This window comes from Pseudomonas sp. KBN12P06040 (assembly GCF_037574965.1).
Taxonomy (GTDB): Bacteria; Pseudomonadota; Gammaproteobacteria; order Pseudomonadales; family Pseudomonadaceae; genus Pseudomonas; species Pseudomonas aeruginosa.
In genome coordinates, this window is sequence record NZ_JBBELS010000001.1 from 4,101,034 (window position 1) to 4,119,438 (window position 18,405).

General features: G+C 67.1%; 16 protein-coding genes. 12 read left to right on the plus strand and 4 right to left on the minus strand.

Features of this window, described 5'->3' with window-relative positions; all coding sequences use genetic code 11:
- Positions 1-329: 329 nt before the first annotated feature.
- The 10 genes from VQ067_RS19235 (at position 330) to VQ067_RS19280 (ending at position 11,624) form a co-directional block, all read left to right on the plus strand.
- Positions 330-1,238 (plus strand): glutamate/aspartate ABC transporter substrate-binding protein, encoded by a 909-nt coding sequence (locus tag VQ067_RS19235; protein ID WP_003140367.1) that lies wholly within the window; start codon positions 330-332, stop codon positions 1,236-1,238.
- 202 nt (positions 1,239-1,440) lie between these two features.
- The gene (locus tag VQ067_RS19240; protein ID WP_003082767.1) at positions 1,441-2,187 is read left to right on the plus strand and encodes an amino acid ABC transporter permease; all 747 of its coding nucleotides are present in this window, start codon (positions 1,441-1,443) and stop codon (positions 2,185-2,187) included.
- Positions 2,184-2,852 (plus strand): amino acid ABC transporter permease, encoded by a 669-nt coding sequence (locus tag VQ067_RS19245; protein WP_003082765.1) that lies wholly within the window; start codon positions 2,184-2,186, stop codon positions 2,850-2,852. Before VQ067_RS19240 ends, VQ067_RS19245 begins: the two co-directional genes overlap by 4 nt.
- Positions 2,849-3,583 (plus strand): amino acid ABC transporter ATP-binding protein, encoded by a 735-nt coding sequence (locus tag VQ067_RS19250; RefSeq protein ID WP_003082761.1) that lies wholly within the window; start codon positions 2,849-2,851, stop codon positions 3,581-3,583. The genes VQ067_RS19245 and VQ067_RS19250 overlap by 4 nt, the downstream gene beginning before the upstream one ends.
- Before the next feature lie 77 nt (positions 3,584-3,660).
- On the plus strand, positions 3,661-5,334 hold the full coding sequence (ggt, locus tag VQ067_RS19255) for a gamma-glutamyltransferase (protein WP_033990188.1): 1,674 nt from the start codon (positions 3,661-3,663) through the stop codon (positions 5,332-5,334).
- Positions 5,335-5,419: 85 nt separating this feature from the next.
- Positions 5,420-6,508, plus strand: a complete 1,089-nt coding sequence (locus VQ067_RS19260; protein WP_003109247.1) for an asparaginase — start codon at positions 5,420-5,422, stop codon at positions 6,506-6,508.
- 95 nt (positions 6,509-6,603) lie between these two features.
- Positions 6,604-8,505, plus strand: coding sequence for a sensor histidine kinase (locus tag VQ067_RS19265; RefSeq protein ID WP_340080887.1), 1,902 nt, complete (start codon positions 6,604-6,606; stop codon positions 8,503-8,505).
- Positions 8,502-9,827: a sigma-54-dependent transcriptional regulator gene (locus VQ067_RS19270; RefSeq protein ID WP_003086877.1), complete on the plus strand. Its 1,326-nt coding sequence runs from the start codon at positions 8,502-8,504 to the stop codon at positions 9,825-9,827. Before VQ067_RS19265 ends, VQ067_RS19270 begins: the two co-directional genes overlap by 4 nt.
- 283 nt (positions 9,828-10,110) lie before the next feature.
- Positions 10,111-11,223 (plus strand): alkene reductase, encoded by a 1,113-nt coding sequence (locus VQ067_RS19275; protein ID WP_003109249.1) that lies wholly within the window; start codon positions 10,111-10,113, stop codon positions 11,221-11,223.
- Between the two features lie 194 nt (positions 11,224-11,417).
- Complete coding sequence (locus VQ067_RS19280; RefSeq protein ID WP_003086874.1) at positions 11,418-11,624, plus strand: hypothetical protein; 207 nt, start codon at positions 11,418-11,420, stop codon at positions 11,622-11,624.
- A gap of 5 nt (positions 11,625-11,629) precedes the next feature.
- Here VQ067_RS19280 and VQ067_RS19285 read toward each other — a convergent pair whose 3' ends face one another.
- On the minus strand, positions 11,630-12,253 hold the full coding sequence (locus tag VQ067_RS19285; protein ID WP_023083049.1) for a class I SAM-dependent DNA methyltransferase: 624 nt from the start codon (positions 12,251-12,253) through the stop codon (positions 11,630-11,632).
- Between the two features lie 325 nt (positions 12,254-12,578).
- On the opposite strand from VQ067_RS19285, the gene VQ067_RS19290 reads away from it, so the two are divergent.
- Positions 12,579-14,126 (plus strand): TerC family protein, encoded by a 1,548-nt coding sequence (locus VQ067_RS19290; protein WP_003082751.1) that lies wholly within the window; start codon positions 12,579-12,581, stop codon positions 14,124-14,126.
- Positions 14,127-14,181: 55 nt separating this feature from the next.
- Here the strand turns inward: VQ067_RS19290 and VQ067_RS19295 are convergent, their stop codons facing one another.
- Positions 14,182-14,961 (minus strand): SDR family oxidoreductase, encoded by a 780-nt coding sequence (locus VQ067_RS19295; protein ID WP_003082745.1) that lies wholly within the window; start codon positions 14,959-14,961, stop codon positions 14,182-14,184.
- Between the two features lie 5 nt (positions 14,962-14,966).
- Positions 14,967-15,398, minus strand: coding sequence for a GlcG/HbpS family heme-binding protein (locus VQ067_RS19300; RefSeq protein WP_003082743.1), 432 nt, complete (start codon positions 15,396-15,398; stop codon positions 14,967-14,969).
- Positions 15,399-15,482: 84 nt separating this feature from the next.
- On the opposite strand from VQ067_RS19300, the gene VQ067_RS19305 reads away from it, so the two are divergent.
- Positions 15,483-16,391: a LysR family transcriptional regulator gene (locus VQ067_RS19305; protein WP_016263741.1), complete on the plus strand. Its 909-nt coding sequence runs from the start codon at positions 15,483-15,485 to the stop codon at positions 16,389-16,391.
- Positions 16,392-16,394: 3 nt separating this feature from the next.
- Here the strand turns inward: VQ067_RS19305 and VQ067_RS19310 are convergent, their stop codons facing one another.
- Positions 16,395-18,323: a DNA/RNA non-specific endonuclease gene (locus tag VQ067_RS19310; RefSeq protein ID WP_003116047.1), complete on the minus strand. Its 1,929-nt coding sequence runs from the start codon at positions 18,321-18,323 to the stop codon at positions 16,395-16,397.
- Between the last annotated feature and the right edge of the window lie 82 nt (positions 18,324-18,405).

The window sequence follows — 18,405 nt, forward strand, 5'->3', positions numbered from 1 at the left end:
CGAACCGTCAGAAAAACCCGGAATGGCTCAAGAACGGACCTCGGCGAAACGTTCGGAAAACCGAACGCCATGCCCCGAAAATATTCGGAAGAGCGGACGAAAGGCCATTTCGGGGCATTTTCATCCAAATTTAATTTCTTTTACTTTCAAATATTTAGGCTAAAAAAAGCCGGATTTCATAAGCTGGCATGCATCCTGCCACTACACTGTTCGGCAAGCACGATACTCTCGTGGCTTCCCCCGCCGGGGAAAACCGCGAAACACCCTGTCCCGGAGAGGCCAGGCGCTCGCGGCTCAATAAAAATCAAAACAAGTCGAGGAAGAAATTCATGCGTATCGCTCCCAGTCTGCTGAGCACCGCCATCGTGGCCGCTCTGTTGTCCGCTCCGGTCGTCGCTGACGAGCTCACCGGCACGCTGAAGAAGATCAAGGACACCGGCACCATCACCCTCGGTCACCGTGACGCTTCGATTCCCTTCTCCTACCTCGGCACCGAGCCGGGCAAGCCGATCGGCTACTCCCACGACCTGCAACTGAAAGTGGTCGAGGCGGTGAAGAAGGAACTCAACCTCCCCGACCTGAAGGTCCGCTATAACCTGGTCACCTCGCAGACCCGCATCCCGCTGGTGCAGAACGGCACCGTGGACATCGAGTGCGGCTCTACCACCAACAACGAAGAGCGCCAGAAGCAGGTCGACTTCTCCGTCGGCATCTTCGAGGTCGGCACCCGCCTGCTGTCGAAGAAGACCGCCAACATCAAGGACTTCGACGACCTCAAGGGCAAGAACGTGGTGACCACCGCCGGCACCACCTCCGAGCGCCTGCTCAAGGCCATGAACGCGGACAAGAAGATGGGCATGAACATCATCTCCGCCAAGGACCACGGCGAGTCCTTCATGATGCTCGAGTCCGGCCGCGCGGTGGCCTTCATGATGGACGACGCGCTGCTCTACGGCGAAATGGCCAAGGCCAAGAAGCCGGACGACTGGGTCGTCGGCGGCACCCCGCAGTCCTTCGAGATCTACGGCTGCATGGTGCGCAAGGGCGACGCGGCGTTCAAGAAAGTGGTCGACAAGGCCATCACCGATACCTACGCCTCCGGCGAGGTCAACAAGATCTACGACAAGTGGTTCACCCAGCCGATCCCGCCGAAGGGCCTGAACCTCAACTTCCCCATGAGCGAAGAGCTGAAGAAGCTGATCGCCAGCCCGACCGACAAGGCCGCCGAGCAGATGTAACGAGCGCCAGGCGTTCCTCCCGGAGCGCCAGCGCTTCGCGCGTCGCCCCCGCCTCGCGGCGGGGCCTCGGGGACGCGGGAGGGGCCTGCCCCTCCCCAGCCGTCTCCCCCGGAAGAGCAGCGCCGCCGGCCCGCACGGCCGCGCCGGCGCCTGCCTTCCCCGCCAGTGTCTGCAACCGATTGAACCGAGGGGAAACCCCAACATGAATTACAACTGGGACTGGGGCGTGTTCTTCAAGTCCACCGGGATCGGCAGCGAAACCTACCTCGACTGGTACATCGCCGGTCTGGGCTGGACCATCGCCATCGCCCTGGTCGGCTGGATCATCGCCCTGGCGCTGGGCTCGCTGCTCGGCGTCATGCGCACCGTGCCGAACCGCCTGGTATCGGGGATCGCCACCGCCTACGTGGAAATCTTCCGCAACGTGCCGCTGCTGGTGCAGCTGTTCATCTGGTACTTCCTGGTACCCGACCTGCTGCCCGAGGGCCTGCAGACCTGGTTCAAGCAGGACCTCAACCCGACTACCTCGGCCTACCTCAGCGTGGTCGTCTGCCTCGGCCTGTTCACCGCCGCGCGGGTCTGCGAGCAGGTGCGCACCGGCATCCAGGCGCTGCCCTACGGGCAGACCTCGGCGGCCCGCGCGATGGGCTTCCGCCTACCGCAGATCTACCGCCACGTGCTGCTGCCGCAGGCCTTCCGGATCATCATCCCGCCGCTGACCTCGGAGTTCCTCAACATCTTCAAGAACTCCTCGGTGGCGTCGCTGATCGGCCTGATGGAGCTGCTGGCGCAGACCAAGCAGACCGCCGAGTTCTCCGCCAACCTGTTCGAGGCCTTCACCCTGGCCACGCTGATCTACTTCACGCTGAACATGAGCCTGATGCTGATCATGCGCCTGGTGGAGAGAAAGGTCGCCGTACCGGGCCTGATCTCCGTAGGAGGTAAATGATGGACTTCAGTGGAATCGTTCCCGCCCTGCCGAGCCTCTGGGAAGGCATGCTGATGACCCTCAAGCTGATGGTCCTCGGCGTCCTCGGCGGCGTCGCGCTGGGTACCGTGCTGGCGCTGATGCGGCTGTCACACAGCAAGTTGCTGTCGAACATCGCCGGCTTCTACGTCAACTACTTCCGCTCGATCCCGCTGCTGCTGGTGATCACCTGGTTCTACTTCGCGGTGCCCTTCATCCTGCGCTGGATCACTGGCGAGGACACCCCGGTGGGGGCGTTCACCTCCTGCCTGGTGGCCTTCATGATGTTCGAGGCGGCCTACTACTGCGAGATCGTCCGCGCCGGCATCCAGGCCATCCCGAAAGGCCAGATGGGCGCCGCCCAGGCACTGGGCATGACCTACGGGCAGACCATGCGCCTGGTGATCCTGCCGCAGGCGTTCCGCAAGATGACCCCGCTGCTGCTGCAACAGAGCATCATCCTGTTCCAGGACACCTCGCTGGTCTATACCGTCGGCCTGATGGACTTCCTCAATTCGGCCCGTTCGCGCGGCGACATCATCGGCCAGGCCAACGAGTTCCTGATTTTCGCCGGCCTGGTCTACTTCGTCGTAAGCTTCACCGCCTCGTTCGCCGTCAAACGTCTGCAGAAAAGGTTAACCGTATGATTTCCATCAAGAATGTCAGCAAGTGGTATGGCGACTTCCAGGTCCTGACCGACTGCTCCACCGAGGTTGCGAAAGGCGAAGTGGTGGTGGTCTGCGGGCCGTCCGGCTCGGGCAAGTCGACCCTGATCAAGTGCGTCAACGCACTGGAACCCTTCCAGAAGGGCGACATCGTCGTCGACGGCACCTCCATCGCCGATCCGAAGACCAACCTGCCCAAGCTGCGCTCGCGGGTCGGCATGGTGTTCCAGCATTTCGAGCTGTTCCCCCACCTGAGCATCACCGAGAACCTGACCATCGCGCAGATCAAGGTGCTCGGCCGCAGCAAGGAAGAAGCCACCAAGAAGGGCCTGGCCCTGCTCGAGCGCGTCGGTCTCAAGGAGCACGCGCACAAGCACCCCGGCCAGCTCTCCGGCGGCCAGCAGCAGCGCGTGGCGATCGCCCGCGCGCTGGCGATGGACCCGGTGGTGATGCTGTTCGACGAGCCGACCTCGGCGCTCGACCCGGAAATGGTCAACGAAGTGCTCGACGTGATGGTCCAGCTGGCCCACGAAGGCATGACCATGATGTGCGTGACCCACGAGATGGGCTTCGCGCGCAAGGTCGCCAACCGGGTGATCTTCATGGACCGCGGGCAGATCGTGGAAGACTGCGAGAAGGAGGAGTTCTTCGGCGACGTCAGCGCCCGCTCCGAACGCGCCCAGCAGTTCCTCGCCAAGATCCTCCCGCACTGATGTACCCGCCCTCGCCGGCCCGCCCGGCGGGGGCCTGCTCTACCCTCGCCTGCGATAACAATAAATAGGGAAAGCCCATGCAACCTGTGCTCTTCAGAACCCTGTCCCTCGGCGTCGCCATTGCCGCCGCATCCTCCTCGGCCTTCGCCGCCACGCTCGACGGCGGCGCCGTCGCCGCGCCCGACGAGTACGGCGCCAAGGTCGCCGCGCAGATCCTCAAGGCCGGCGGCAACGCGGTGGACGCCGCGGTGGCCACCGCCTTCACCCTGGCGGTCACCTACCCCGAGGCCGGCAACATCGGCGGCGGCGGCTTCATGACCCTGTACATGGACGGCAAGCCGTACTTCCTCGACTACCGCGAGGTGGCGCCGAAGGCCGCGAGCAAGACCATGTACCTGGACGACAAGGGCGAGGTGATCGAGAACCTCAGCCTGGTCGGCGCCAAGGCCGCCGGCGTGCCGGGCACCGTGATGGGCCTCTGGGAAGCCCACAAGCGTTTCGGCAAGCTGCCCTGGAGCGAGCTGCTGACCCCGGCCATCGGCTACGCGCAAAAGGGCTTCAAGGTCGCCGACAAGCAGTTCCAGTACCGCCAGGACGCCGTCGCGCTGTTCAACGGCAAGACCAACTTCGGCGACTACTTCGGCCACATGAAGGCCGGCGAGGCGTTCCTCCAGCCGGACCTGGCGAAGACCCTGGAGCGTATCGCCGACAAGGGCCCGGACGAGTTCTACAAAGGCCATACCGCCGACCTGCTGGTGGCACAGATGCAGCAGGACAAGGGACTGATCACCCACCAGGACCTCGCCGACTACAAGGTCAGGTGGCGCGAACCGATGCGCGTCGACTGGCAGGGCAACACGCTCTATACCGCGCCGCTGCCAAGCTCCGGCGGGATCGCCCTGGCCCAGTTGCTGGGCATCAAGGAAAACCGTGCCGCCGACTTCAAGGGCGTCGAGCTGAATTCCGCGCGCTACATCCACCTGCTGGCGGAGATCGAGAAACGCGTGTTCGCCGACCGCGCCGACTACCTCGGCGATCCGGACTTCTCCAAGGTCCCGGTGGCGCGCCTGACCGATCCGGCATACCTGAAGCAGCGTGCCGCCGAGGTCAACCCGACGGCGATCTCGCCGACCGAGAAGGTCCGTCCCGGCCTGGAACCGCACCAGACCACGCACTTCTCCATCGTCGACGCCGACGGCAACGCGGTGAGCAACACCTACACCCTCAACTGGGACTTCGGCAGCGGCGTGGTGGTCAAGGGCGCCGGCTTCCTGCTCAACGACGAGATGGACGACTTCAGCGCCAAACCGGGCGTGGCCAACGCCTTCGGCGTGGTCGGCAGCGACGCCAACGCCATCGAGCCGGGCAAGCGCATGCTCTCCTCGATGAGCCCGAGCATCGTCACCCGCGACGGCAAGGTCAGCCTGGTGGTCGGCACGCCCGGCGGCTCGCGGATCTTCACCTCGATCTTCCAGGTGCTGAACAACATCTACGACTTCCACCTGCCGCTGGAGAAGGCCGTGGCCGCGCAGCGCGTGCACCACCAGTTGCTGCCCAAGGACACGATCTACTACGACGCCTACGCGCCGCTCGCCGGCAAGGTCGCCGAGGAGCTGAAGGCGATGGGCTACACCCTGGAGGACCAGGGCTGGAACATGGGCGATATCCAGGCCGTCCGCGTCGACGGCAAGGCCCTGGAGACCGCCTCCGATCCCCGTGGCCGCGGCGTCGGCCTGGTGGTGAAACCCTGACAGGACGGCGGGCGGCCGACGCCGCCCGCGCCTGATTGCGTGCAACGACGATAACCCTACCAACCTACCGACACGAGATATCGCCATGAAGCCATTGCTCCACGCGTTCGCCCCCGGTGTTATGGCCCTGATGCTCCTGCTGCCGCAGGCCGCCCAGGCCAAGGAAGTCGCACCGCAACAGAAACTGTCCAACGTGGTCATCCTGGCCACCGGCGGTACCATCGCCGGCGCCGGCGCCAGCGCCGCCAACAGCGCCACCTACACCGCCGCCAAGGTGCCGGTCGACCAACTGCTGGCCAGCGTGCCGCAGCTCAAGGACATCGCCAACGTCCGCGGCCAACAGGTGTTCCAGATCGCCTCGGAAAGCTTCACCAACGAGAACCTGCTGGAACTGGGCAAGACCGTCGCCAAGCTGGCCGATAGCGACGACGTCGACGGCATCGTGATCACCCACGGTACCGACACCCTGGAAGAGACCGCCTACTTCCTGACCCTGGTCGAGCACACCGAGAAGCCCATCGTGGTGGTCGGCTCGATGCGCCCGGGCACCGCGATGTCCGCCGACGGCATGCTCAACCTGTACAACGCCGTGGCGGTGGCCGGCGACAAGTCGGCGCGCGGCAAGGGCGTGCTGATCACCATGAACGACGAGATTCTCTCCGGCCGCGACGCGAGCAAGATGGTCAACATCAAGACCGAAGCGTTCAAGAGCCCGTGGGGCCCGCTGGGCATGGTGGTCGAGGGCAAGAGCTACTGGTTCCGCGCACCGGTGAAGCGGCACACGGTGAACTCCGAGTTCGACATCAAGCAGATCTCCGCGCTGGCTCCGGTGGAAATCGCCTACAGCTACGGCAACGTCAGCGACACCGCCTACAAGGCCCTGGCCCAGGCCGGCGCCAAGGCGATCATCCATGCCGGCACCGGCAACGGCTCGGTGCCCGCGCGCGTGGTGCCGACCCTGCAGGAACTGCGCAAGCAGGGCGTGCAGATCATCCGCTCCTCGCACGTCAATGCCGGCGGCTTCGTCCTGCGCAACGCCGAGCAGCCGGACGACAAGAACGACTGGATCGTCGCCCACGACCTGAACCCGCAGAAGGCGCGCATCCTGGCCGCGGTCGCGATGACCAAGACCCAGGACAGCAAGGAGCTGCAACGGATCTTCTGGGAATACTGAGTGAACCCTTCCGGCGCCGCCTGCCGGCCGTGCCGGAAAACCGCCCGCTCCGCCGCCCATCGTGGCGGCGGGCTGGCCTAGCCGCGACGACTGTGATGGAATCCCCCGACCCGCCCTGCAGCGTACCTCCGTCACTGACCGTGAAGCCCCGCCTCGTCCGCCAGTTGCTGCTCCCCATTCCCCTGCTCCTGCTGATGCTCGGCTTCGGCTACGGCGGCTACCGGATCAGCGAGAGCGCCGGCATCCGTGCCCTCGCCGAGAATGGCGAACGCCAGCTGGAGCTGCATGCGCGGACGGTCGAGAGCGAGATCAGCAAGTACACCTACCTGCCCAGCCTGCTGGAACTGGAGCGCAGCGTCAGCCACCTGCTCACCGACCCGACGCCATACCGGCGCAACCAGGTCAACGCCTACCTCGAAGGCCTCAATCGCCGCGCCGGCAGCCGCGCGGTGTACCTGCTGGACACCAACGGTCGGGTCCTGGCCACCAGCAACTGGAGCGACCCGGACAGCTACCTCGGCGAGGACCTGTCGTTCCGCGCCTACTGGCAGGACGCGATGAAGGGCAAGCCGGGCCGCTTCTACGGCATCGGCAGCACCCGCGGCGAGCCGGGCTACTACCTGGCCCACGGCCTGGTCCACGGCGGCCGGATCATCGGCGTGGCGGTGGTCAAGGTGAAGATGGACGCCCTCGAGGAGCGCTGGGAGAAGGCGCGCCTGGAAGCCTTCGTCAGCGACGAGAACGGCATCATCATCCTCTCCAGCAACCCTGCCCTGCGCCTGAAGGCGGTGCGCTCCCTGAGCGCCGACGACAAGGAGCGCCTGGCGCGCAGCATGCAGTACTACTGGTGGGCGCTGAACGAGTGGCAGCCGCTGCTGCGCGAGCCGCTGGCCGCCGGAGTGGAGAAGCTCAGTTTCCCCGCCGATGAACAGCATCCGCGCGGCGAAGCGGTCACCTACCTGGCGCAGACCCGCGCGCTGAACGACACACCGTGGAACCTGACCCTGCTCAGTCCGCTGGAAGACCTGCGCCGCGACGCGGTACGCAACGGCATGCTGGCCGCCATCGGTTTCGCCCTCCTGGCCTTCCTGCTGATCGCCTGGAACGAGCGGCGCAAGGTACTCGCCACCCGCCTCGCCGCGCGCGAGGCGCTGCAACGGGCCAACGGCGAGCTGGAAGTGAAGATCGCCGAACGTAGCGCCGACCTGCAGGCCAGCAACGCACGCCTGACCGCCGAGATCCACGAGCGCCAGCAGGCCGAGGACACCCTGCGCAAGGCCCAGGACGAACTGGTCCAGGCCGGCAAGCTGGCGGTGATCGGGCAGATGTCCACCAGCATCGCCCACGAACTCAACCAACCGCTGGCGGCGCTGCGTACGCTGTCCGGCAACACCGTGCGCTTCCTCCAGCGCGGCAAACTGGAGACCGCCAGCACCAACCTCGCCACCATCAATGAACTGGTCGACCGCATGGGCCGCATCACCGCCAGCCTGCGTGCCTTCGCCCGGCGCAGCGACGACGCCGGCCAGGCCAGCCTGGCCAAGGCGGTGGACGCGGCGCTGCTGATCCTGCACGGGCGCCTGGAGCAGGACCCGCCGACCCTGCACCGGCATTTCGACGACGTACGCCTGGGCATCGACCAGACCCGCCTGGAGCAGATCCTGGTCAACCTGCTGGCCAACGCCCTCGACGCCATGAGCGGGCAGGCCGACCGCCAGCTCTGGCTGGAAGGCCGGTGCGAGGAGGAGCGCTACGTCCTGCGCGTGCGCGACAACGGCCCCGGTATCCCGCCGGCGGCGCGCGTCCACCTGTTCGAACCCTTCTTCACCACCAAGCCCGGCGAACATGGCCTGGGCCTCGGCCTGACCCTCTCGGCCAGCCTGGCCACCGCCGCCGGCGGCAGCCTCAGCGTGCAGCACCCCGAAAGCGGCGGAACCGCCTTCGAGCTGAGCCTGTCCCTGGTTCCCGCTTCCCCGACTGCGAGTCCCGCCCGATGAACGAGCCGCTTTCCGTCCTGATCGTGGAAGACGATCCGCATGTCTTGCTCGGCTGCCAGCAGGCGCTGGAGCTGGAGGACATCCCCTGCATCGGCGTCGGCAGCGCCGAGGAGGCGCTGCAACGGGTCGACCGCGACTTCGCCGGCATCGTCGTCAGCGACATCCGCCTGCCCGGCATCGACGGCCTGACCCTGCTGGAGCGTCTCAAGGCCCTCGACCCGAGCCTGCCGGTGGTGCTGATCACCGGTCACGGCGACATCTCCATGGCGGTACAGGCGATGCACGCCGGCGCCTACGACTTCATGGAGAAGCCCTTCTCTCCGGAACGCCTGGTCGAGGTCGCCCGCCGCGCCCTGGAGCAGCGCGGGCTGGCCCGCGAGGTCAGCGCGCTGCGTCGCCAGTTGGCCGGCCGCCAGGACCTGGCGCAACGGATCATCGGCCGCTCGCCGGCGATCCAGGCGTTGCGCGAGCTGATCGCCAACGTCGGCGACACCTCGGCCAACGTGCTGATCCTCGGCGAGACCGGCACCGGCAAGGAGCTGGTGGCGCGCTGCCTCCACGACTACAGCCGGCGCCACCAGCATGCCTTCGTCGCGCTGAACTGCGGCGGCCTGCCGGAGAACCTGTTCGACAGCGAGATATTCGGCCACGAGGCGCACGCCTTCACCGGTGCCAACAAGCGGCGGATCGGCAAGATCGAGCATGCCAACGGCGGCACGCTGTTCCTCGACGAGATCGAGAGCATGCCGGTCAACCTGCAGATCAAGCTGCTGCGGGTGTTACAGGAACACACCCTGGAACGCCTCGGCTCGAACCAGTCGATCCCGGTGGACTGCCGGGTGATCGCGGCGACCAAGGCGGACCTCGCCGCCATGGGCAAGAGCGGCCAGTTCCGCAGCGACCTCTACTACCGGCTCAACGTGGTGAGCCTGGAACTGCCGGCACTGCGCGACCGCCGCGAGGACATCCTGCTGCTCTTCGAACACTTCCTCCAGCAATCCTCGCTGCGCTTCGACCGCCCCGCGCCGGAACTCGACCGTGCCACCGTGGCCAGCCTGATGGCCCACGACTGGCCGGGCAACGTGCGCGAACTGCGCAACGTCGCCGAACGCTTCGCCCTCGGCCTGCCGGTGTTCAACAAGGGCGGCCAGGCCGTACAGACCGGCGGCCCGCGCTTCGCCGAAGCGGTGGAGGCATTCGAGAAGGCCCTGCTCGGCGACGCCCTGGCCCGCCACCACGGCAACCTGACCCAGGCCAGCCAGGACCTGGGCATGGCCAAGACCACGCTGTTCGACAAGGTGAAGAAGTACGGCCTGCAATAGGCCGGAGCGCCCTCTTCGCCCTGCCCGCCTGGCGTGGGGCGCAGGACGCGATGCTTCATCCGGCATTTCTCACCCGCCTGCGATTCCGCTCGGCGGATAACGCCAGGGGCGTTATTCGCCCTACCCGCCGGTGTGGGGAATGCGCTATCCGGGCATTCATGAATTGAACTCAAGTGTTATTTTCCCCGGCAGCGGTTTTTCGCACGAATCGTTCCGCCAATAATGCGCTCACCTTCTTCCAGCGCGCCGCGCCACGGCCGGCCTCACGAGCGAGATCGCCATCATGCTGTTCAGCCCCTATGCCCTTGGCCACCTGACCCTCCCCAATCGCATCGTCATGCCACCGATGACACGTTCCCGAGCCGCCAGTGGCGAAGTCGCCACCGCGCTGATGGCCGAGTACTACAGCCAGCGCGCCGGCGCCGGCCTGATCGTTTCCGAAGGCACCCAGATCAGCCGGCAGGGCCAGGGCTACGCCTGGACACCGGGCATCCACAGCGCCGAGCAGGTCGCCGGCTGGCGCCAGGTCACCGACGCGGTGCACGCCGCCGGCGGGCGCATCTTCGCCCAGCTCTGGCACGTCGGCAGGGTCTCGCACACCTCGCTGCAACCGGGCAACGCCGCCCCGGTGTCCTCCTCGGCGCTGGTGGCCGAAGGCGTGAAGGTCTTCGTCGATCCCCAAGGCCGCGGAGCGCAGGCCGGCGGCGGCGAGATGGTCCAGCACTCGGCGCCGCGCGCGCTGGCCGTGGAGGAAATCCGGGAGATCGTCGCCGACTATGCCCAGGCCGCACGCAACGCCCTCGACGCCGGCTTCGACGGGGTCGAGCTGCACGGCGCCAACGGCTACCTGATCAACCAGTTCATCGACTCCCAGGCCAATGCGCGCAACGACCAATACGGCGGCTCGCTGGAGAACCGCCTGCGCTTCCTCCGCGAAGTCGCCGAGGCGGTCACCGCGGTGGTCGGCAGGGAGCGCATCGGCGTGCGCCTGGCGCCGCTGACCACCCTGCAGGGCGCGGTCGACGACACCCCGCAAGCCACCTACCTGGCCGCGGCGCGGCTACTGGACGAGATCGGCGTGGCCTACATCCACATCGCCGAGGCCGACTGGGAAGACGCCCCGGCCATGCCGGCGGCGTTCAAGGAAGCGTTGCGCATCGTCTACCGTGGCAGCCTGATCTACTCCGGCATGTACACCAAGGCGCGCGCCGAGGAAGCCCTGGCCAGGGGCTGGGCCGACCTGGTCGGCTTCGGCCGGCCGTTCATCGCCAACCCTGACCTGCCCTACCGCCTGGAGCACGACCTGGCGCTGGCCGACGGCGACCGCTCGACCTACTTCGGTGGCGGCGCCGCCGGCTACACCGACTACCCGAGCCTGCCGCAGGCGGCCGGTTGAAACCCCTAGCCGACCGGACCGCGAGCGCGCGGCCGGTTGGCGAAACATGCCGCCACAACCTCGCCTTTGGTCGACTAGAACCCACGGCTGGCGAGACCTAGACTCAATTCGCCAGATATTCATTATTAATAGGCCTGATTTCCTGGACAGGGGGGACCACCGATAGCATCGAGGAACATTTCGAGGAATCCGCCATGAGCAAGTCCCTGATCGTCTCCCTGGCCGCCAGCCTGGTCGTCCTGGCCGGTTGCGCCAACCCGCCGCGCAGCGTCGAACGCCCCTACAGCGACGCCGAAATCAAGTCCTACGCCCTCGACAGCCTGGAACGCAGCGACCTCTCGCCGAAGCGCCTCGACCAGTACCGCAGCGTGCTCGGCACGCCGCACCGGCAGACCCTCTAGCGCCTTCAGACGGGGCGCCGCCAGACGCTCGCCAGCCAGGGCTGCTGCTCGCGCGGCAGGCCCGGCGGCCGGTAGTAGTGCTCCAGCTCGACGAAACCGGCTTCCTCCAGCAGGCGTTTCCAGGCCGGGTAATCGTGGTAGGCACCGTAGCGTTGGCCATTCCAGCCCTCGCGGTTGTCGCCGCGCGGGTTGGAGCTGAACAGCACGCCGCCCGGCCGCAGCGCTTCGAAGAGTTCGCCGAGCACCCGCGGCAAGGCGCTGCCGGGCACATGGAACAGGCTGGCGTTGGCGAAGATGCCGTCGAAGTGCCCAGCCGGCAGTCGCAGCGCCAGGAAATTCTGTTGCCATACCTCGCAACCGCTGTCGGCCCTGGCCATCTCGACGAAGCGCGGCGTGCCTTCGAGCCCGACCGGCTGGTGGCCGAGGCGGCGGAAGGTGGACAGGTCGCGCCCGGGACCGCAGCCGAAATCGAGGATCCGGTACGGCGGCGGCCCGTCGATATGGCGCAGCAGCGCCTCGACGTTCTGGCTCACGTCGTGGCCGCGGGTGCCCTCGCGGAAGCCTTCGGCGTTGCGCTGATAGTCAGCCAGGGTGGTGGCGGTGATCGCGTCGAAATCCTCGGTGCTCATGTCTGCTCGCAGTGGCGGGGTTCCGCCCAGTCTAGCGCCGGCAGGGGTTTCGCCTAAGGTTTTGTAATAGTTTCCCGCTGTGGCGAGGGCCCGCGACACAGTAGGATCGACTTCCCTTTGACTCTCAATGGCCATCATGACCACCCTTTCGGAGCCCCCCAGTCGTCCTTCCGGACAACCCTCCCCGCTTCGCCTTCGCCACCTGCGTCCGCCCCTCGACGCCGAATCCCTCGCCTCGTCCCCCGCCGTCACCGCCGGCTGCCGCAGCCGCGCCGTGCAGCGTCGCGCCAGCGCGACGGCCAGCCGGACCGGGAGGTAAGCGCACATGGAATGGATAGCTGACCCGACTGCCTGGCTCGGCCTGGCGACCCTGATCGTGCTGGAGATCGTCCTCGGCATCGACAACCTGGTGTTCATCGCGATCCTCGCCGACAAGCTGCCGCCGCACCTGCGCGACCGCGCCCGGGTCCTCGGCCTGTCGCTGGCGCTGCTGATGCGCCTGGGCCTGCTGGCGAGCATCTCGTGGATGGTGACCCTCACCGAGCCGCTGTTCGAGGTATTCGGCAAGAGCTTCTCCGGCCGCGACCTGATCATGCTGTTCGGTGGCGTGTTCCTGCTGTTCAAGGCCACCATGGAGCTGCACGAACGCCTCGAAGGCCATGTCGCCCAGCACGCCGGCAACAAGACCTACGCGCTGTTCTGGCCGATCGTCGCGCAGATCGTGGTGCTCGACGCGGTGTTCTCGCTCGACGCGGTGATCACCGCAGTGGGCATGGTCGAGCACCTGGAAGTGATGATGATCGCGGTGATCGTCTCCATCGGCCTGATGATCGTCGCCAGCAAGCCGCTGACCCGCTTCGTCAATCGTCACCCGACGGTGATCATGCTGTGCCTGGGCTTCCTGATGATGATCGGCTTCAGCCTGACCGCCGAGGGCCTGGGCTTCCATATCCCGAAAGGCTACCTGTACGCGGCCATCGGCTTCTCGATCCTCATCGAGGTGTTCAACCAGGTCGCCCGCAAGCGCCGCAAGAAGAGCCTGCAGGGCCACCGCCCGCTGCGCGCGCGTACCGCCCATGCGGTGCTGCGCCTGCTCGGCGGCCAGCGCCTGGAGGCCGACGAGGTCGGCGAGGAAGTCGCCGACCTGTTCGAGGAGGGCGACGACCAGGTGGTCTTCGACCGCCGCGAGCGGGTGATGATCAGCGGCGTGCTGCAATTGGCCGAGAAGCCCATCCGCAGCCTGATGACGGTACGCGCCGAGGTCGACTGCATCGACCTCGACAGCGGCCGCGAGGCGATCCGCGCGGCGCTGCTCGAATCGTCCTACTCGCGCCTGCCGCTGGTGCGCGACGGGCGCGTCGAGGAGCCGCTGGGCTACGTGCACAAGAAGGAACTGCTCAAGGAGCTGCTCGCCGGCGCCCAGCCGGACCTGGAAAGCCTGGCCCGCCAGCCGCTCAACCTGTTGCAGGACTGTTCGATCCTCAATGCCCTGGAGCAGATGCGCGAGGCCTCGACCCACGTGGCCTTCGTGGTCAACGAGTTCGGCGAATTCATCGGCCTGCTGACCCTGACCGACATTCTCGAATCCATCGCCGGCGAGCTGCCCGACGCCAGCGAGATCGACGGTCCGGACGTGGTCGAGGAGAACGACGGCTACCTGGTCAGCGGTGCCATGAACCTCAGCCAGGTGCGTCGACGCGTGGGGTTCGACGCGCGCGCCACGGAGGACTACCAGACCCTCGCCGGGCTGGTGATGAGCCTGCTCGACCGCCTGCCGGTGATCGGCGACCGCCTGCAGTGGCAGGACTGGGAACTGCGGGTGGTGGAAGTGGAAGAACGCCGGGTGACCCGGGTCCTGCTGCGCAGGGGCTGAGCGAAGCGGCGGCCGCCGATCCGGCCGCCGCCCTCCCCGGCGCAGCGGCAGACCGCTACAGGCGGCGCTGCCAGGCCTGCGCCTGCTCGTCCTTCACCACCTCGACGAAAGCTTGCGGCAACAGGGTGCGGAACGGGCCTTCGTCAGCCTCGGCCAGCTCGACCATCCGCGCGATCATTTCCTCCGGATCGTACTGCTCGAAGGGAAAGCGCACGCCGCTGTGGTCGGTGAAGTGGCGCTGCGGGTCGTACCAGCGTTTCCAGGTTTCCATCATGCGATCGTTGAAGCCGGTCTGGTACGGGCCGGGATTGATGGTGCCGACCTGGATGCCGAACGGCTTCAGTTCGGCATGCAGGGCCTCGGCGAAGGCCTCCAGGGCATGCTTGGAGGCGCAGTAGGGGCCGGTATAGGGTCCGGTGATCAGGCCGGCGATGGACGACACGAAGAGCACCTTGCCGCCACGCTTCTGCTCGACCATGCGCCGGACGAAACCCTGGGTCAGTTCCAGGTTGGCGAACACGTTGGTCTCGAACAGCGCGCGCACCAGTTCCAGCGGGATCTCCGCGCTGGCCCCGGCCTCGGCGCTGCCGGCGTTGTTCAGCAGCACGTCGATATCCCATTCCCAGGCGCGTTCGCGATCGGCGGCGACGGTGATGTCGAGGGTTTCCACCCGCAGCGGGACGCCACGTCGCCCGGCCTCTTCGCGCAGGTCGGTGGCCTGCCCGGCGCCGCGCACGCCGGCGATCGTCCGATGGCCGCGGGCGGCCAGGCGCAACGCCACTTCCCGACCGAAGCCGCTGCCGGCCCCGGTCACCAGGATTCGCTTCTGTTTCATCTCGATTACCTCTGGATTGTTGCCATGGCCACGGCGGCCTCGGCGATGGATTGGTCCTGGGCCGCGCTGGCGCCGGAGACGCCGACGCCACCCAGGCAGGAACCGCCGGCATCGCCCAGCGGCATGCCGCCGGCGAAGCAGGCCAGCCCGCCGTTGCTCTGCTCGATGCTCCACAACGGCTGGCCCGGCCCGGCGAGTCGGCCCAGCTCGCCGCTGGGCAGGCGGAACAGCGCGGCGCTGCGCGCCTTGCGCTGGGCCAGGTCGATGGCACCGGGAACGCTGTCGTCCATCCGTACGAACGCCAGCAGGTTGGCATGGGCGTCGACCACCGCGACGCAGACCGCCAGGCGCTGCCGCTGCGCTTCGGCAATGGCCGCCGCGATGCAGCGTTGGGCATGTTGCAGAGACAGGTGGGTAGACATGGCCGGCGTCCTCATCGAGTGCTTGCGGGCCAGTCTAGAAAGGTCGAAGCTTTAACAGAACCGGCCTTCTCCTACGTAGACTTTCAAGTTTTTCTAACAATGAATCGACGCGATCCCCTCGCCGGCCTGCATGTCTTCAGGCAGGTCGCCGACACCGGCAGCTTCACCCGCGCCGCCGCCCTGCTCGGGGTGACGCCGGCAGCGGTGAGCCAGGCGATCAACCAACTGGAAGCCGAGCTGCGTCTCAAGCTGTTCCACCGCACCACCCGCGGGGTCAGCCTGAGCGAGGCCGGGCAGCGCTACCACGAACAGACCGAACAGCCCTACCGCGACCTGGTGCGCGCCCGCGAAGCGCTCGGCGAAAGCCTCGCGGAACCCTCCGGGCAGCTGCGCATCAGCGCCCTGCACCTGGCGAAGAACCTAGTGATCGCACCGATGCTCAACGAGTTCGTGCGACGCTACCCGAAGGTACAACTGGAGATCCGCTACGAGGACCAGTTGGTGGATATCGTCAGGGAACGACTGGATGCCGGCATCCGCCTGGCCGACGCCCTGCAGCCGGGCATGGTCGGGGTGCAACTGACAGCGCCGCTGGCGTGCCTGCTGGTGGCCACTCCGACCTACCTCGCCGAGTACGGTACGCCGGCCAGCGTCGCCGACCTCGATGGGCATGCCGCCGTGCGCTTCCGTTTCCCGCGCAGCGGCCGCCTGCACAAGTGGCGCTTGCGGGAAGACGGGCGGGAACTGGAAGTGGACCTGCCGGCACGCTTCGTCAGCACCGACACCGAGACGATCATCGAGGCGGCCCGCGCCGGCGCAGGGATCGCCCAGGCATTCATCCGCGAGCGGGTCGCCGCGGACCTCGCTGCCGGGCGCCTGGTGGAAGTGCTGCCTGGCAGTTGCCTGCCGCTGCCGCCGATGTGGCTGTATTACCTGAACCGCCGCCACGTACCGGCCAAGCTGCGCGCCTTCATCGAACTGCTACGCGAGTGGCGGCAGCCGGCCTGAACCTCAGCGGCCCTTGCCGGCCGGCCCCGGCCGGCTCAGCAGGAGGTCGTCCGGTCCGTCGATCTCGATGAAGCGACCGCTTTCCAGCGCCTCCTCCAGCGGCGTGCCGGCGAGCACGTCGGCCTTGCGCAGGGCGCTGGAGAAACGCAGGTCGGCGCTGGCTTCGACCTTCGCCAACGGCACCTGGTAGGTCTTGAACGCACCGTAGCGGAAGCCTTCGCTGGGCATCATCCCTTCCTGCCCCAGCAGGTAGGCGGACACTCCCAGTTCGCCGCTGTCGGCGTCGATCATCGCCACCACCTTCCAGAACTCCAGCGGCACCTGCACGCCCTGGTAGAGCGGATCGTCGTCGCGGAACACCGGGCCGGTGAACACCGAGATGCGGAAGCCCTCGCTCCTGGCGTTCTGCAGCACGTAGTCCTCCAGCGACAGCCAGCTGCGCTGGTTGAGCTGCGCCACCTGGGGCACCGCGTTGGTGTAGACGAAGGTGTCGTCCTCAGCCTGCCGGGCGACGGCATCGCTGTCGCCCCAGCCGGGATCCTCGCGACGCACCATGTGGCCCTTGTCGAACGAAGCCGGGCCGTAGAAGTCCTTGTGTCCGACCTGCGCGGCCGCCTCGATGCGCGGGTCGAAGCCCCAGGAATCCTTGCGCTTGAGCGAACGCTTGAGCGCGCCGTCGATATTCACCGCGGTGAGGATCGGCAAGCGCCGGCTGGCGCTCATCACCACCGAGAAATGCAGATAGTCCAGGCGCGTGCCCTTGCCCACCGGCAGCACCTGGTGGCTCTTGCCCGGCTTGGGCAAGGCCGCCTTCGGCCCGAGGAAGGCCTCGTCGAAACCCTTGCGCTCGGCCAGGTCGGCGACGCTGCGCTGCTTTTCCTGGAAGCGCGGCACGCCGCGCTTCAGCTCCGCCCCGGCCACCGGCACCCAGGCGCGACGCGCCAGCAGGCTGCGGATCACGCTGGCCTTCACCGCATAGTTGGTCTTGCGGAACTGGCCGCCGAAGTGCAGGCCGACCACCTCGCCGCCGTCGATCGAAAGCACCGCCGAGCCGGAATTGCCGCCCAGGGTCGAGCAGTCGTGGGTCAGGTACCAGGCGTCATGGGGCAATCCCACGACTTCGCCGGGAGCGAAGCGCTTGACGTCGTAGATGTTGCCGAAGATATCTTCCATCGCCCCGGCGTCGTTGCGGCTGTCGCGCGCCGGATAGCCGACCACCGCCACCGCCTGGCGCGGCTCGGCATCCTGGCGCGCGAGGACCAGCGGCGGCGGCAGCAGGTCGCCCTTCACTACCTGGAGGATCGCCATGTCCGGCGCCTCGGAGACGTCCGGGGCGATCCACAGGACCCGCGCGATCACATGCTCGTCGCTTTCCGGCTGGCGGTATTCCTCGCGGAAGTCCACGCGTGTGCGCACCTGCTTGCCGGCCTGGTTGAGACGGAAGCGGAACAGGCTGCCCTGGCGTTCGGCGAACAGGCTGGCGACATGCCGGTTGGTGACGATCAGGTCGTCCTCGATGCGCCAGCCGGTACCGCACCAGTCCATGCTGTCGTGGTCGATCAATTCCAGCCGACCGACCGAGCGGATCGGCGTGGCCAGCGCGGCGCGATGCTTCTTCAGGCGCTGCTCCAGGCCGGCCAGCGGCGCTTCGTCGAAGATACCGTTCTTCACCAGCAGCACCGGCCGGCTCTTGAGCAGGACGATCGCCTCGCTGAAGCGCCGCGAGTCGAAGAACGAGGCGTCGGATTCCGGCGACACGCTCTTGCCCAGGTGGTCGGCGATCTGCTCGCGGCTGGCGTTGTACGCCGGCACGTTGCTCCACTCACCGCGGGCGGCGAGGTGGGCGAGTTCCTCGCGGGTGCCCTTTTCCTTCAGTACCGAGCAGACCCGCAGTTCTTCCGGCGTGGCCCGCCGGGGGTTGCGCTTGCGCATGGCCATGTCCCTCGCTGGGCGGATATCCCTGGCAGGAGTCTAGCCGAGGGACATGACAGGGCCATGTCCCGCTGGCGCACCG

Bases quoted from the DNA above. Each gene is read 5' to 3' on its own strand.
- VQ067_RS19235 (WP_003140367.1), top strand. From the start codon at position 330: ATGCGTATCGCTCCCAGTCTGCTGAGCACCGCCATCGTGGCCGCTCTG.
- VQ067_RS19240 (WP_003082767.1), top strand. From the start codon at position 1,441: ATGAATTACAACTGGGACTGGGGCGTGTTCTTCAAGTCCACCGGGATC.
- VQ067_RS19245 (WP_003082765.1), top strand. From the start codon at position 2,184: ATGATGGACTTCAGTGGAATCGTTCCCGCCCTGCCGAGCCTCTGGGAA.
- VQ067_RS19250 (WP_003082761.1), top strand. From the start codon at position 2,849: ATGATTTCCATCAAGAATGTCAGCAAGTGGTATGGCGACTTCCAGGTC.
- ggt (WP_033990188.1), top strand. From the start codon at position 3,661: ATGCAACCTGTGCTCTTCAGAACCCTGTCCCTCGGCGTCGCCATTGCC.
- VQ067_RS19260 (WP_003109247.1), top strand. From the start codon at position 5,420: ATGAAGCCATTGCTCCACGCGTTCGCCCCCGGTGTTATGGCCCTGATG.
- VQ067_RS19265 (WP_340080887.1), top strand. From the start codon at position 6,604: ATGGAATCCCCCGACCCGCCCTGCAGCGTACCTCCGTCACTGACCGTG.
- VQ067_RS19270 (WP_003086877.1), top strand. From the start codon at position 8,502: ATGAACGAGCCGCTTTCCGTCCTGATCGTGGAAGACGATCCGCATGTC.
- VQ067_RS19275 (WP_003109249.1), top strand. From the start codon at position 10,111: ATGCTGTTCAGCCCCTATGCCCTTGGCCACCTGACCCTCCCCAATCGC.
- VQ067_RS19280 (WP_003086874.1), top strand. From the start codon at position 11,418: ATGAGCAAGTCCCTGATCGTCTCCCTGGCCGCCAGCCTGGTCGTCCTG.
- VQ067_RS19285 (WP_023083049.1), bottom strand. From the start codon at position 12,253: ATGAGCACCGAGGATTTCGACGCGATCACCGCCACCACCCTGGCTGAC.
- VQ067_RS19290 (WP_003082751.1), top strand. From the start codon at position 12,579: ATGGAATGGATAGCTGACCCGACTGCCTGGCTCGGCCTGGCGACCCTG.
- VQ067_RS19295 (WP_003082745.1), bottom strand. From the start codon at position 14,961: ATGAAACAGAAGCGAATCCTGGTGACCGGGGCCGGCAGCGGCTTCGGT.
- VQ067_RS19300 (WP_003082743.1), bottom strand. From the start codon at position 15,398: ATGAGGACGCCGGCCATGTCTACCCACCTGTCTCTGCAACATGCCCAA.
- VQ067_RS19305 (WP_016263741.1), top strand. From the start codon at position 15,483: ATGAATCGACGCGATCCCCTCGCCGGCCTGCATGTCTTCAGGCAGGTC.
- VQ067_RS19310 (WP_003116047.1), bottom strand. From the start codon at position 18,323: ATGCGCAAGCGCAACCCCCGGCGGGCCACGCCGGAAGAACTGCGGGTC.